This is a genomic window from Nonomuraea sp. NPDC050540 (genome assembly GCF_044457485.1).
GTDB lineage: Bacteria > Actinomycetota > Actinomycetes > Streptosporangiales > Streptosporangiaceae > Nonomuraea.
The window spans coordinates 5230-18472 of the sequence record NZ_JBITHA010000043.1 but is presented as its reverse complement, the minus strand read 5'-3'; the positions used below and the strand labels follow the sequence as shown (position 1 = coordinate 18472).

Genomic DNA, 13243 nt, shown 5'->3' with positions numbered 1-13243 from the left:
GACCGTCCACGGCGCATCCTGGGCTATCGGTCACCATCTGAGGTCTATTCTGGCCTTCTGACCAGCGGTGATGCGCTGACCCTTTGAGACCGTCACCGTATGACGAACACTCCCGGAAGGCCTCCCACGGAAAGTCGATTCCGCCGTGATGTCCGGTTCACGTGTTCATTTGGCCGTTCATTTTCTGATAGCGTTCACCTAGCCTCGCCAGCACGTTTAATGAACGCAAGGAGTGATCATTTGGCGCTCATCGGCCTGGTCCGGGTCAGCACAGACAAACAGAACACCCAACGCCAGCACGACGCCCTCGATGCGATCTGCCTGAAGGTGTTCGAGGAGAAGATCAGCGGCAAGCTCGCCACCGAGGATCGGCCCGCGCTGCTGCAGGCGCTGTCGCACATCCGCGACGGCGACATGCTGACCGTCCAGGAGGTCGACCGCCTCGGCCGCAACCTGCTGGAAGGCTTGATCGTCCTCAACGACCTGTTCCAGCGCGGTGTCGCGGTCAAGGTACTGGAGGGCATCGCGGCCGGCGAGCACACTGAGCGCTCGCTAATCCTGGACTTGGCCCTGGCGCTGTCGGAGGACCGGCGCCGCGACATCGTCCGCAAGACCAAGGACGGCCTGGAAGCGGCCCGCCGCCGCGGCAAGGTCGGCGGCCGCCGACCGGTGGTCGACAATGACAAGCGCGCCGCGATTCTGGCCCGCCGCGAGCGCGGGGAATCTATCCGCACCATCGCCACCGGCGTCAAGGTCTCGATCGGCGTGGTCCACAAGACCCTGACCGAAGCCCGGCAGCAGACCTAGCAGGACCGAGATAGCGCCGCCTGACTTCTGCGCGCCTGCCCCGCATCGGTGGTCAGGCTCAGAAGGAGCTGCTCTGCTCGACCCCATCATCCGTGCGAAAGCGGTGATGGCCTCCTGATAGTGCTGCGCGGGCTCCCGCCTATGAAGGCCGTCACTATCCACTCGAAGCCATGCGCCGGGGGTGAGCGGCGAACAGGAGATATGGCTCACCATCATCGGCGCCGTCGTAGAACTCGCTCTCGACCTGCGGGCCGGCAGAGAGCAGAGCGGCAGATCGACCAGTTCCCGGGCGCGGCCGAACCAGCAAATTCAGGCGGCGATCCGCGCGGCCCAGGACCGTTGAGGCCAACCACTCGCCGAGCCCGTCGTGGACGCGGCCCATTCCGGACGACGGGCCCTGGTGCCTGTATGGCGTGCGGGGGCCCGCTCTCACCATTGAGAACGGGCCTGGCGGCAAGCGTCGGGGTCACGGCAGACCCGGTGATCACATCTCCGAGAGCCCACTGGCAGGTCCCCAGGGCACGATCTTGTCGGTTGTCCCACATCGCCTCGCCTCGTTCGGCTGAGGAGACGAGTTCCGTGCTGATTTCGTTGGGGTGCTGGCCCCATGTCGATGTCGAGGAACTGCTCGCTCGCCCCACCCTGGGGCTGCATGAATTACAGAGCCTCGGTCCCGGCAGCTATCGAAGGCTCACGCTCACCACAGCTACCAGCGCAATCACCAGGACGAGCCCACTTAACGACAAGACGCCCGCGAAGACGCGTGCACTGTTGCCGCCTTCTCCGGCCGTCGACAGGCAGCCGGGCCGGTGCTGATGTGAACAGAGTTCTGGATATCCCCACGTCGGGACCCCCGCGAACATCGCTAACGAATGAATGGCCCCGGCACCGATGGTCAGGGGGTCTTCTGCGGGACACGATCTTCGCCCCTTGCGGCGTCTCCGACCCGAGTGCGCAGGAAAGACCATCCGGACCGCGTCACGATGGCCGGCGGATTCTTGGGGTGGGTGAGGGCTGCTGCTTGGCTTCTCGGTTTTGCTATTGGCGGCGGGGTGAAGGGCAAGGGGCTGGGCAGCTTCGAGCTCTCTCGGATGTGCTAGGGCGGCGCGCGTAAATTCATCGATAAGGCCTTCGGTGAAAGATGTTCCATGCAACACCGCAGCGCAAGCGTGGCGCACCGCCAAAGGCGCGTTATCGAAGTCAGCGAAGGTGATCCACACGATGGATCTTGCAATGTCATCTCTGACATGAATAAGCACCTGGTGATCAAGGAGGTAACGCAGGAGTCTGGCTGGGCCGCCAGGCTGAGCGGCCAGGAGCATCACCGTGTGCATCCCATTTCCGTAGATGACCGGAGTCCCTGTCATACGCAAAGTGAATCCGGCCATGCAAGAGATGTAGTCACCGAGCTGGGAGCTGGTCCGCAGACCCATGCGAAAATTCTCGCTTCCGACATCAAGTCCATTTACGGATTGAGCCTCTGGATATTGCCGGTCAGGACCATCGCCTAGAATTCGAACCATTCGCACGAGCGCCAGAATGGCGTCATCAACGTCCAGCTCCGGAGTGGTGATCTCGGCGTCTGGATTCGCCTCGGCTTCCAGGGAGGCCGGCGGGGGTGCCGGAGACGCGGAGCGCAAACGCCCACCGAACCGTTCGACCTCCTCGTCTGAGGTGAGCGATCTGATCTGCTTGGCAGCCGGGCTGCCAAGAGATGAGGCTTCGATGAGCTCGTCGAGCTCGTCGATGTCGACGGACTCATCGTCACCGGAGAAGCTGCGTACCCGCTTCTCCTCTGTCGCCCCTCCTTCAATGGCGTGCAGCTCTCTGCCGCTCATCGCTCGATCACCTCTCCGCGTTCTATTGACGGGATGCTCCGATAGCGGAGCGTTGGCCTCCTTGCCACTTTTCTACCGCCGGCACTGTTACCGTGCCGGTTTCGATATGCCGCACGAACGATGCCAGTTCTTCGTCCAGGTATCATGTGCCAGCTGAACTTTTGAGGGCGAACCGAGAGGCTCGCAAAGCTAAGTTCCAGTGTGTATGAGCCGACTGTATGCGTCAACGAATTTCCACGAGATGCCCATCGCTTCTTCCCGGAGTGCCGACTGCTTATATAAGCAGATGTTCCCGAGAAGCGGCTGTTGGAAACGCTGGCCACCACCGGGTGGCGGCATGTTGCCCACATGGCAGGGGACACGATTCCTCTTCCCCTCCTGCGCAGATATTCCGGTCCAACTATCGGGGTGGTCACAATATCCTGACCACCCTCGGCATCGTTACGAAAACCGCTGGAGACTCCACGCCCCAGTGATCCTGCGCCAGGATCACCAAGCACTGACTTTGTTGCGAAACATTCCATAACTCTCCCGTTGGCGTCGGCTCTACATAGTTTTATCCAACGGGATAGATCACAACGATGGGGCCGTGAGTCAAAAGAAAGCAAAATAAGGAGAATGACTGCCGACCGCCAAGATCGGCTTGAAACACACATGCAAACAGGGCCCACCATCATCCTCACTCACCTGCCAGACCTTCGGGTTCGTCCGCTTCTTTCAGGCTCTTGAGGTACTGCTCACGCCAACGGCGCAGACGGCCTTCCACGGCTTTCGCGGTCAACCCGCACTGCTGGGCGGCCTCGCGCTGGCTGAAGCCAAGCGCGTACAGCGACAGAACCCGCCGCAGCTCCGGATCGGCCGTGACCAAGGCGCGGCGGAGGTGATCCCGCTTGATGACTGTGTGCTCGGGACCATCCTGCTGCGGCGCGCGCAACAGCTCTGTCTGCACTTCGTCGCTGCCCAGGCCCACCAGCATCCCGCTCAGAAACGTGCGCTCTTTGTGCCAATTGATGTAGACCTTCGGAAAGCTCCACAGGCACGACCCGATGAAGTAGGTCTTGAGCGTGGCACCCCAGGAGGGATCCCACTTCCCCCTGCGCAAGGCTTCCCGAAACTTGATCACCCCATCGGCCAGCACATCATCAGCCAACTGCTGCAGGTCCGCGACCGTCCACTTCTCAAATCCGGGCAAGGGCTGCACCATCGGCAAGGGTGCCTGCTGCCTGGCCACCCGGGCTTCGTTGCGCTTCGCGCGCCGTTCATTGACCTTGACGAAGAGTTCGCCCGATATGAGCCAACGCACCAGGACCGGCTTCCCGTAGGCGTAGAGCTGCCTGGCGTAGCGCTCGAAGCCCCTGCCCCTGAAGTCCTCTCGCGCCAAAAGCTCCACCAGCCGACGGTCGCTATCCAGGCGCGCGGCGCGCTCCTCCCGGCTCTCCTGCTGAACGTCTGCTACTACTTCACGCTCCGCGGCGGCGACAGCGTGAGTGAGGGACACCGCCGCCGCTCTCCCCGACTCCTCGTCACAGTCATCCTGGTCAGCGCCGGCTTGATGGCCTCCGTCAGCACCGCCAATGTGATCGTCATGACCGGGGCTCCCGTGGATCTTGGGCGGCTCCGGGCCGGGACGTTCGAACGCCATCGACATGCCCGACTCCTCGCGGGGGGTAGGAGGGCGGACACACAGACCGCCCAGATGGAAGTCCTCTACACCCCAGCTCTTATAAGCGACTTGCAGACTTCCCCTCGCCCTCCATCAAGATTTTTCAGGCGAGCCTCCCGCGAGGGGAAACTGCCACCCCGCGCATAGACCTCCAGCGTCATCACCCGCTCGTGCATCGGGCTAACCACTGGAGAAATTGATGTTGTTCAGCAAGCGCACCACCCCCACCAGCCCGACCCCTACCAGCGCGCAGCGTGACCCCACGCAGCCCGAATCCACTGATCACAGAAGTCGGCCGACCTTCTCCGACAGAGCCCTGCTGATCATGACGTGTGCCGGCCTCGTAGCCACCGTGCTCACCGCGTTGATGCTGGCCGACGGATCTTCGTGGCCCCAGGCGCTCATCGTCGGCCTGGGCGCCGGCGGCGCCGCGATCTTGGGCGCGCTGACTCTCGTGGGCCGCAACGGCCCGCAGTAGGTATCCGGCCCAGCGCAGAGGCCAGTCCCCTGCAACGTTCAAGATCAGCTACATTGCCCCTGGTTGTCGATCCCGGGGTTGTCGTCGTGGTTCATCGGGGACTGTCCGACCACAGCCGCTCCGCAGGCGCGCAGGGTCTCGTGGCCGGGGATGTGATTGAAACGGGTGCCGGCCGAGAGGCGCCGAGGAGCTCGGCGATGGAGGTGACGGAACAGTCCCGCCGCCTACGGGGCCGCTCACACGGCCTGACCACCACAACGAGGGTGTCCGTCAAAGCGGAACAAGCTCAGACATTCCGGTCGCTTGGCGCCGATCATGGAAAACCGAGCGCCGCGCCGACCTTCCCCCAGAGCTCCGCGCGGTGGAGCGGCTGGCACCGCACCGAGCACCGCGAGCGCCAGGCCGGCGAACGCGGCGAACGCCTCTAAGCGCCGCCTTGGTCGCTTCCGCGACCGTGGCCGCGACTATGACGACACCTACCGGCTGCCCCCCGGCACGCCGAGCGCGGGCGAGGCGACGAGTGCGGGCGCTGACCCGCTGGGCTGGGCGCAGGAGCGCGCCGGGAAGTGGGGCGATGGCTGACCACTCGCCAAGCGCCTGCCCGGCCAGAACGCTCAACGACCCATGATCACGATCGCCACCCCCGGGGCACGTGGGCATGACTCCGCGGCGTGGCGGCTGGGCGAAGGGAGGGAGATGCAGCGCTGGGCTACCACCCCCAGGACTGCACCCCCCGGCGCTGTGCATCCAGTGCTCGACGAAGAGACGGCGACATCAGCGCCTCTATTAACGCTGATTTCCGCGCGGGTAAGGCTGCAGACATAAAGAAAAGGTGGATATTCTTCTTCCGCGTAATAGAAAAACGCATCGCGCGGGTGGTGAGTTTTCCTCCGCGTTTCATGTCGCACGCCACAGTCGGCCAGCATTTCCGCAGGTAGGGCTGGTTATTTGCGCGCGGGGGGCGTGATGATGCCCGTCTTGGCCTTTGTAGTTGCTTACCTCTATGGTCGCCCTTGCAGAGAGTTCTACCGCTCTTGTATGCGCGTGAAAAGGCTCGACGAAGAGGCCGCGCGCGCGTCCACGGCGAAGCCCCCGGCAAAAAGCTGAGGGGCGGCTCTGGGCGCGTGCGCGCAAAATGCGACATAAGCCACCAGTGAGGTACTCCGTCATGAGCAACACCATGGTCATCGTGGGCGCGGTCGTGGCGATCGCCACCGTCATCGTGGCCGGTTACGCCGCTACCCGCCTGGCGACCACCGCGCCCCGCGCGCTGGTCCGGGCGCTGCTGGCCTTCGCCGTCGTCCTGGGCGCCATCCCGGCGATCCTCATCGCCCTTTACAACGCCTGAGCAGCGACGATGAGCACTCTGCGGGCGCGGCAGCCCGCTTTCTGGGATCTCCTGCCGGACGACAGCCGACGAGCGCTGTTCCATGTCGGGGCCGTCCGCTGAGTGTACACCGACTGCATGTGGGTGGTGCCCGAGCACCTGACCATCGTGCTGCGGGGCTGGGCCTGCCTGCGAGCGGCCCAGGGCGGAGGCCACCACAGCGTCGTCGACGTCGCCGGGCCGGGCGACCTCATCAGCCCTCTGCACGCCCTGACCCCCGAACCGCCGACCTGGCTCGGCCCCACCGCCACGATCCGGGCGCACATGCTGACCAAGGGCCGCATCCTGCAAATCCCGCGCGAAATGATCCCCGGCGTGACCCACGCTCCCGTCCTGCACCGGTTGCTGACCCATTTCAGCGGCCAGCATCAGCACGCGCTGCTCCACCTGCACGCCAGTAGTCACCTCGACGTCGCAGCCCGCCTGGCCCGGCTGCTGCGGCAACTGTGGCAGCGCTTCGGCGAACGACGCACCCCGAACGGGACCGCCCTCGCGTTGCCGCTGTCTCAGGCCGACCTGGCCTCCTGGATCGGCGCGAGCGCCTCGGCGGTGGCCCGCACGCTGGCCTGCTGGCGCGCCCAGCACATCATCGAGACCGGCTACTCCCTCATCCGCATCCTGAATCCCGACGCTCTGCGCACCCTGGCCGCCTACCCGCCCCCAAGCCTGGCCGAGCCCGCGCGCACCGTCCCCACACCGCCGACCCTGACGGGAGACTTCCTGCCCTTCGGCAAGACCGACCTGCCGCCCGGCCTGGGCGACCCATGACGGCCGCCAGGGCGGGCGCGCAGCACCTCGAACAACCACCCCGGTGCCAAGGGGTTCCCGGGCACCGCGACTACGCACCGTAACCAGCGAACGAACTGAGCCGATCGCCCCCCATGAAGGCCCTCAGCCCGATGCAATGGGCTGATGAAAGGGAGAACTCCCCGCGTGCGGCAGCGAGCGGTCCTCACCGCGGCGGTCGCCGCCCGCGCACGCCGGACGGTCGCCCCTCTTCCCCCACCTCCTGAGGCCTGCCCGCCGCCGGCGCCTGCCGAGTCGCGCCGGCGAACCGGGAAGCTTCGCACGCTGCTCTCGACAGCCGCTCTCCTGGTGGCCTGCGCGGCGGGCGCGGCAGCCGCAGCCTTCCCGGGAGAGGCCGCGTGGGTGCGCTGGACGCTGGCCGGCGTCGCCCTCGCCATCGCCGCCGGGCTGGGGATCGCCCTCCTGGTGGGCCCGGCCGCCCGGAGATTGGCGGGCGAGAGCACGCCGCTCACCCGCGCGGACCGCTCGCAGCTGACCGCCGCCGAACGAGGACAGGCGCTCGACGCCGCCCGCCACACCCTCATCCAGGCCGCCATCGGCCTGGTGGTGGTCGGCGGGGTCGCCTTCACCGCCTTGGGCCTGTGGTTCACCGCCCGAACCATCGACGCCACGCAGGAGACCACGAAGATCGTCCAGGAAGGCCGCCTCACCGACCGCTACACCAAGGCCGTCGAGCAGCTCGGCTCCAGCCAGCAGGATGTGCGGCTCGGTGGCATCTACGCCCTCCACCAGTTGGCCACCGACTCCCCCCGCGACACCGACACCATCCGCAACGTCCTGGCCGCCTTCGTGCGCACCCACGACTTCTGCACACCCCCACCCGGGGAACCCGAGCCGTGTGCCGCTCCCTCGGTCTACGAGGCGGGCGGGGACATGGCCAAGGTGAGGCCGGAAGCCGATGTGCTGGCAGCTCTGATGATCGCGCCGCGCCTCACCACCAGCTATCCTCCAGGCCGCGAGAAGCAGCCAGATTTCAGCCGGGTCCGCTTCCCCGCGGTGATCCTTCCCGACGCCTTTCTTCGTGGCGCAGACCTGTCGGCGTCGAACCTGGCCGGCGCGAACTTGATCGGCGCGAACCTGTCCCACGCGAGCCTGTCCGAGGCGAATCTGTCCGACGCGGTCCTGGCCGGCGCGGACCTGTCTTACGCGGACCTGTCCCGCGCGGACCTGTCCGGCACGGCGCTGCACGGCGCGGACCTGAGAAACGTCACCGGGATGTCCGAGCGGGAGATACGCGCTGTGGCCTCAGTCGATGAGCGCACACGGTTCTGAGCCTCCAGCCGGTGGGGCCGCCAAGACACAAGCGACGGCCGCAGCTACGTTCCCCGGCATGGTCGCCGCGCCCTACGACCTGCGCACCGAGCCGGTGCAATCTGTCCGAGCGTGCGAAGCCACACGCACGCCTGGTCTGGTTGCCGTGGTTGGCCGGCCGAGACGAGGGTGCTGACCCAGACCCACCACCAGCTCAGCGGGCGGCTGCCGTACCGGGCCCGGCCGGGCCCGGTACGGCCGGGCCCGGGGCATGCTGGGGCTGGTCAGCAGGTGGCCAGCATGTCTTCCAGTGCGTCGATCTCCGACGGCTGCGCGCTCAGGCTCCAGTCGTACTTCACGTCGATCCAGCTTTTGGCGTAGGTGCAGTGGAAGGAGGTCAGCGGCGGCCGCCAGGTGGAGGGGTCCTGGTCGCCCTTGGACTGGTTGACGTTGTCGGTGACGCTCCACAGCTGGCTGTCGTTGAGCGAATTCGCGAACGCCTTGCGGCGGGCGGTCGTCCAGGCCCATGCCCCCGAGCGCCAGCTTTCCTTCAAGGCGACCATGTGGTCGATGTCGATGTCGGAGGCGTTGGTCCACACCCCGCCGTCATACGGGCTGACCCAGGTGCCCGATATCGCGGCGCAGGTGGAGGGGTTGGTGACGACGTCCTGGCCGTCGCGGATCAGCACGGTCTCGCGCGTGTTGCACGCGCCGGAGACCGTCGCCCAGTGCGGGAACAGGTCACGGTTGTAGGTGTCGTCGTGGCTTTCGGCGGCGACGGTGAGGGCGGCCAGCTCGGCTTGCGCGGTGGCCAGATCAGGCACGCCCGGCGGGTCGGCCAGAGCAGGGGAAGCCGAGAGCGGGATGGTCAGGAGCAGGGCGGTAGCGGCCACGAGCGCGAAAGAGCGTCGCACGGGGAGGGCCTTCCTGTCCCGGCGCCTCGGCCAGGAAAAAAGGGGGGTCCTGGTCAGGGGCGAGGGCGGGACAGGCTGACCATCTCAACCCGCCGGACGCTGACGAAGAGAGTCAACTCACAGGATCAGCGGCGCATCTTCGTCGGTTCGGGCCCGTAACAGCCCGGCGCCCGGCCGCGAAACCCGGACATCAGCAGGCAAGCCGGCCACAGGTCGCGACCTGTGGCGCAGCGGCGTGGCCGCCGGCGTAAGTCTGGAGACGAACACCGGCGGGGACCATCAGCGAAAAAGAATCTTGGTCGCGGGGTTCATACCAAAGCCCGTTCCAGACTCTCCCCTATGACGGGCCTTCACCGGCGAAGGCCCCCGCCTCCCCCTCGGGACACACGCATGGACATGATCACCGCTGTGGTGAGCGTCATTTCGATCGTCACCGCTCATGTGGCCGCGCTGACAGGAGTGTGGCTGCGCCTTCGCTGGCGGGCCCGCCACACCCAGATCCAGGGCCGCTGCCTCGTGCAGCTGGCCCAGGCCGCCCCTGGACGCGGACGGCTGGACCTGGAGGAGCAGCACGGCCAGGCGCACCGCCTGACCCTGACCCTCACCACAGCGTCGGGAACCGGCACCCCGGCATGAGCGAACCCCACCCGCCGGAGCCCCGACCGCCGGCCGCACCCCGCCACCCGGTAGCCGATACCCGGACCGCCGCCGCCAGCCACGCGACCGACGCGGGCTTTTCCGCCTTCTACCGAGCCACCCTGCCCGCCCTGACCGCCTTCCTGCTCAACCACGGCGCGCCGCTGACCGTGGCCACCGACATCGCCCAGGACACGATGATCAAGGCCTACCAGCGGTGGAACGAGCTCACCCACCCCCGGGCGTGGGTACACACCGTAGCCTCGCGCGCCCTGGTCCGGCACGTCGCCGGGTCCTGCGAAGAGCTCGTCGACCCGCCGCCCGAGCCAACCACGCTGCTGCCCTGCCCGCACGTCGGTGCCGACTGGGAGACCCGCCAGATCTTCCTGCACATGCTGCGTCGCCTGCCGCCACGCCAGCGCCAGATTCTGGCCTGGACCTTCAACGACTTCACCCCCGCTGAGATCGCCGAGCAACTCGGCATGACCTCCAACGCGGTCAGCGCCAGCCTGAAGAAAGCCCGCCGGGCCGCCGTCGAACACCTCACCGCCGTCGGCTACTTCACCACCGGGCAGGAGGCGCGATGACCAGCCGCGAGCATCACGACGCTGACCGGCTCATCGGCTGCCAGGCCACCCAGGTCGACGAGCTGGCCGCCCTCCTGGACATCGAAGCCGGCCTGCGCGCGGTGCTGCTGCACTCCCAGCACACCGCCCAAGTGAAGGACCTGGACACCGTCCTCGACATCGAGGCCGGCCTGGCCGCCATCATGCCCGCCACACCCCCTGCCCCGCCCGAGCCCGAGCCCGAAGAACTCTCCGCCTCAGCCGGTCCTGGACAGTGCCCGTGGCCGGTCAGCCCGCAGGAGCGCCTGATTCTGCGGCGCGACTACCGCGTCCTCGCCGCATCTCGCTCCCTCGACCGTGCGGACGCCTTCGCCCGCGCACTCGACGGTGCCCGCGCCCGCGCTCTCGCCCTCGACCTCGCTCTTGCCTATGACCACGACCGCGCCCTCGCCGATGACCTCGTCCACGCTCGCGCCCAGGTCCGCTGCCTCGAGGGTGAGCTTGACCTCGCCCACGACCACGACCTTGCTGCCCGCGCCCGCACCCAGGTCCGCCGCCTCGCCCGCGCCCTCGACCTCGCCTACGACCCCAATCGTGCCAACGCCCGCGATATCGTCCGGGCCCTCGCCCTTGACCTCAACCACATCCTTGCCCGCGCCCACGACCTCGTCAGGCAATTCGTCACCTCGACTGAACACGCCGTCCGAGAAGTGCTGGGCCGCGATGTGTGTTTGCAGGAGGAGACCGTACGCCTGTTTCTCGACGACTTCACGGCCGCCGATCTGCGCACGGCGTGTCTGGCCAACCTCGACTTGGCGGGGGTTCGCTGGTCGGAGATGGGAACGCGGTGGCCGCCGGAGGTGGACATCGGCGAGCTCAAGACGCACTCGGACACGCTTGATGCGGCACGAGGGCTGTACGTCGTCCGCGAGGGCTGGAGGGTACGTGACTTCGCGGATCTTTCCTGAAGCGGTGTGACCGCAGCTGCTCAAGGAGGGCGAGCCGTACACACAGGGTGGCGCAGGTATCTGACGTGTGGCCGACCCGACCGGAACAGTAGATGCGACGCACCCTGCCCCGCAGATGATCAGGCTGTCCGTGCTGTGCCACGCACGATGCAGCGGAGCGGCCGACTGGGACGAGAAAGCGGGTGCCGCGTTGGAGGCACCCGCTTGACCTGCTGTTTTCACGCGCAGGCTCGTTGGGGGGTCTGAGTGATGTCTGACGTCACCGTCTCTCCCCGCGAAAGGACCCTACACTTCCATGTCTACTTCAACTCCTCCGCCTGAGCCGGATGACCTCCCGGCCGCTCGTCCGGACGATCAGCAGCATGCTGGCGAGGAGGAGCCCCGCAACAACGCGGTCGCCGAACAGGGCGACCGTTCCCCTCGCCGCCAGAGTGGCGAGGGCCTGCACCAGGTTTTCGCCGCGACCATGCTGGCCGTGGTCGGCGCTTACAGCATCACGAACTCGATCGCCATCACGGTGATCGCCGCGGTGCTCGCCCTGCTGGTGATGCTGGTCGTCGCCAGGTCGAGATAGTTCGCGCGCCTCCCTCGGGGGGCGCGTCAAAAAATCTTGCTCCCTTCTTTCACACCCCGGCCGTGTCGCGGCTCTAGAGATACGAACACGGCCGGGGGAGGTTCAGGTGTTGATCGCTATGGAGGCCAGGAGTTGGACGATAGGAAACGACCATCCTTTGAGGACGTCGAGGATGTTGATGAAGCCGATCGAGACGCGCAAGACCAGGACATCAAGGTGGACGGGCGGCCGGTCACCCGAGCGGAGATCGAGGCGTTCAGCGCCTTCTACAGAGATCATTTCCTCTTGGTGGTCAAGTTGGTGATGCTGATGTACGGCGCCTCGAGGCAGGAGGCGGAGGACGCCGCCCAGCAGGCCTTCACCGAGATGTTCCTGCGCTGGAAGACGATCACCTTTCCCAACAGCTATGTCCGCACCACGGCGATGCGGGCCTGCTGGCGGGCGCGCAAGCGCACCGCGCGGACGGACCTGTCGGACCAGGTCGGACAAGAACTGGCCGAGCCGGACGATGTCTTCGACACGGCGTGCGAGTACGCGTGGGTGGAATGGGTGATCCAGGATCTCCCGCCCCGTCAGCAACAGGTGATCCGCGCCGTCACCGACGGCCTGGGTTATGACCAGATCGCCGCCCTTTTGGGAACCAACGAGGCCAATGTGCGATCGCATCTGCGGCATGTACGCAACAGCCTGAAGAACCGCCCTGACCTTCTCGCGCTGGTCCCTGCCGCCCGGCCCGCCCGCCCCGTCACCACACCCGCAACGACGCCTGGAAAGGGGGAGAACCTGTGAGCGACTACTACGACAACGACGAGTACCACGACGCGCACGCTGAACCGACGGCAGAGACCCCCGCCGAGATCCTGAGCGAAGCGCTCGACCTCATTCATGAGGCCACCGAGGACATCACGCCCAGCTACATCGAAGGCCGACTGCAGGAAATCCTGGACGGCTACCTCCCAGGTCAGGGTGGAGGGCAGCCTCCGAGCGCAGAGCCCGCCGAGGCCGCCACTCCCAAGCAGGGCTGCGAACTCGCGCACGCTGACGAGCGGCCGGACATCTCGGCTGCGGCCATCAGAGTCTCCGACTTCCGGATCTTCCCGTCGGTGGAGATGCGTACGCACCACGGCGTTCGATGGGGCAAGCCCGACAAAGAACTGATCATGTCGGAGGCCCTCGAAGCGATCACCATGTCCTGGCACACGACCAAGGCCAGGGTGGAGGCTGAGCAGATCCGTGCCCAGGCCGTACGCGATGCCGAGGTGGAGGCTGAGCAGATCCGTGCCCAGGCCGTACGCGATGCCGAGGTGGAGGCTGAGCAGATCCGTGCCCAGGCCGTACGCGATGCCGAGGTGGA

Annotated in this window: 14 protein-coding genes; 11 read left to right on the top strand and 3 right to left on the bottom strand. The window is 66.6% G+C overall.

What is annotated here, in order from left to right; genetic code table 11:
* Nucleotides 1-240: 240 nt before the first annotated feature.
* A complete protein-coding gene (locus ACIBI5_RS54080) occupies nucleotides 241-807 on the top strand; it encodes a recombinase family protein (protein WP_397259609.1) in 567 nt (188 codons plus the stop codon).
* Between the two features lie 680 nt (nucleotides 808-1487).
* Here ACIBI5_RS54080 and ACIBI5_RS54075 read toward each other — a convergent pair.
* Both ACIBI5_RS54075 and ACIBI5_RS54070 read right to left on the bottom strand, forming a co-directional pair.
* Nucleotides 1488-2645, bottom strand: a complete 1158-nt coding sequence (locus ACIBI5_RS54075; RefSeq protein ID WP_397259607.1) for a hypothetical protein — start codon at nucleotides 2643-2645, stop codon at nucleotides 1488-1490.
* Nucleotides 2646-3324: 679 nt separating this feature from the next.
* Nucleotides 3325-4293: an RNA polymerase sigma factor gene (locus ACIBI5_RS54070; RefSeq protein WP_397259606.1), complete on the bottom strand. Its 969-nt coding sequence runs from the start codon at nucleotides 4291-4293 to the stop codon at nucleotides 3325-3327.
* Nucleotides 4294-4633: 340 nt separating this feature from the next.
* On the opposite strand from ACIBI5_RS54070, the gene ACIBI5_RS54065 reads away from it, so the two are divergent.
* The 4 genes from ACIBI5_RS54065 to ACIBI5_RS54050 all read left to right on the top strand — a co-directional run bounded on the left by ACIBI5_RS54065 (nucleotide 4634) and on the right by ACIBI5_RS54050 (nucleotide 8252).
* Nucleotides 4634-4786 carry a hypothetical protein gene (locus ACIBI5_RS54065; RefSeq protein WP_397259604.1) on the top strand — a complete coding sequence of 51 codons (153 nt, stop codon included), beginning with the start codon at nucleotides 4634-4636 and terminating at the stop codon, nucleotides 4784-4786.
* Between the two features lie 1168 nt (nucleotides 4787-5954).
* Nucleotides 5955-6134, top strand: coding sequence for a hypothetical protein (locus ACIBI5_RS54060; RefSeq protein ID WP_397259602.1), 180 nt, complete (start codon nucleotides 5955-5957; stop codon nucleotides 6132-6134).
* A gap of 117 nt (nucleotides 6135-6251) precedes the next feature.
* Nucleotides 6252-6941: a helix-turn-helix domain-containing protein gene (locus ACIBI5_RS54055; RefSeq protein ID WP_397259600.1), complete on the top strand. Its 690-nt coding sequence runs from the start codon at nucleotides 6252-6254 to the stop codon at nucleotides 6939-6941.
* 165 nt (nucleotides 6942-7106) lie between these two features.
* Nucleotides 7107-8252, top strand: coding sequence for a pentapeptide repeat-containing protein (locus tag ACIBI5_RS54050; protein WP_397259598.1), 1146 nt, complete (start codon nucleotides 7107-7109; stop codon nucleotides 8250-8252).
* 263 nt (nucleotides 8253-8515) lie between these two features.
* Here ACIBI5_RS54050 and ACIBI5_RS54045 read toward each other — a convergent pair whose 3' ends face one another.
* Nucleotides 8516-9145 carry a DUF1524 domain-containing protein gene (locus ACIBI5_RS54045; RefSeq protein WP_397259596.1) on the bottom strand — a complete coding sequence of 210 codons (630 nt, stop codon included), beginning with the start codon at nucleotides 9143-9145 and terminating at the stop codon, nucleotides 8516-8518.
* A gap of 408 nt (nucleotides 9146-9553) precedes the next feature.
* Between ACIBI5_RS54045 and ACIBI5_RS54040 the strand changes: the two genes are divergently transcribed.
* The 6 genes from ACIBI5_RS54040 to ACIBI5_RS54015 form a co-directional block, all read left to right on the top strand.
* Entirely contained in the window at nucleotides 9554-9781 is a 228-nt protein-coding gene (locus ACIBI5_RS54040) for a hypothetical protein (protein ID WP_397259595.1), read from the top strand.
* Nucleotides 9778-10368: a sigma-70 family RNA polymerase sigma factor gene (locus tag ACIBI5_RS54035; RefSeq protein ID WP_397259593.1), complete on the top strand. Its 591-nt coding sequence runs from the start codon at nucleotides 9778-9780 to the stop codon at nucleotides 10366-10368. The genes ACIBI5_RS54040 and ACIBI5_RS54035 overlap by 4 nt, the downstream gene beginning before the upstream one ends.
* The gene (locus tag ACIBI5_RS54030; protein WP_397259591.1) at nucleotides 10365-11315 is read left to right on the top strand and encodes a hypothetical protein; all 951 of its coding nucleotides are present in this window, start codon (nucleotides 10365-10367) and stop codon (nucleotides 11313-11315) included. Before ACIBI5_RS54035 ends, ACIBI5_RS54030 begins: the two co-directional genes overlap by 4 nt.
* A gap of 295 nt (nucleotides 11316-11610) precedes the next feature.
* Nucleotides 11611-11889 (top strand): hypothetical protein, encoded by a 279-nt coding sequence (locus ACIBI5_RS54025; RefSeq protein ID WP_397259589.1) that lies wholly within the window; start codon nucleotides 11611-11613, stop codon nucleotides 11887-11889.
* Between the two features lie 132 nt (nucleotides 11890-12021).
* A complete protein-coding gene (locus ACIBI5_RS54020; RefSeq protein WP_397259587.1) occupies nucleotides 12022-12678 on the top strand; it encodes an RNA polymerase sigma factor in 657 nt (218 codons plus the stop codon).
* The coding region (locus ACIBI5_RS54015) for a hypothetical protein (RefSeq protein WP_397259585.1) at nucleotides 12675-13243 on the top strand (569 nt) is incomplete at its 3' end. The genes ACIBI5_RS54020 and ACIBI5_RS54015, both read left to right, overlap by 4 nt.

Bases quoted from the DNA above. Each gene is read 5' to 3' on its own strand.
- ACIBI5_RS54025 (WP_397259589.1), top strand. From the start codon at position 11,611: ATGTCTACTTCAACTCCTCCGCCTGAGCCGGATGACCTCCCGGCCGCT.
- ACIBI5_RS54075 (WP_397259607.1), bottom strand. From the start codon at position 2,645: ATGAGCGGCAGAGAGCTGCACGCCATTGAAGGAGGGGCGACAGAGGAG.
- ACIBI5_RS54030 (WP_397259591.1), top strand. From the start codon at position 10,365: ATGACCAGCCGCGAGCATCACGACGCTGACCGGCTCATCGGCTGCCAG.
- ACIBI5_RS54065 (WP_397259604.1), top strand. From the start codon at position 4,634: ATGACGTGTGCCGGCCTCGTAGCCACCGTGCTCACCGCGTTGATGCTG.
- ACIBI5_RS54060 (WP_397259602.1), top strand. From the start codon at position 5,955: ATGAGCAACACCATGGTCATCGTGGGCGCGGTCGTGGCGATCGCCACC.
- ACIBI5_RS54055 (WP_397259600.1), top strand. From the start codon at position 6,252: ATGTGGGTGGTGCCCGAGCACCTGACCATCGTGCTGCGGGGCTGGGCC.
- ACIBI5_RS54070 (WP_397259606.1), bottom strand. From the start codon at position 4,293: ATGTCGATGGCGTTCGAACGTCCCGGCCCGGAGCCGCCCAAGATCCAC.
- ACIBI5_RS54035 (WP_397259593.1), top strand. From the start codon at position 9,778: ATGAGCGAACCCCACCCGCCGGAGCCCCGACCGCCGGCCGCACCCCGC.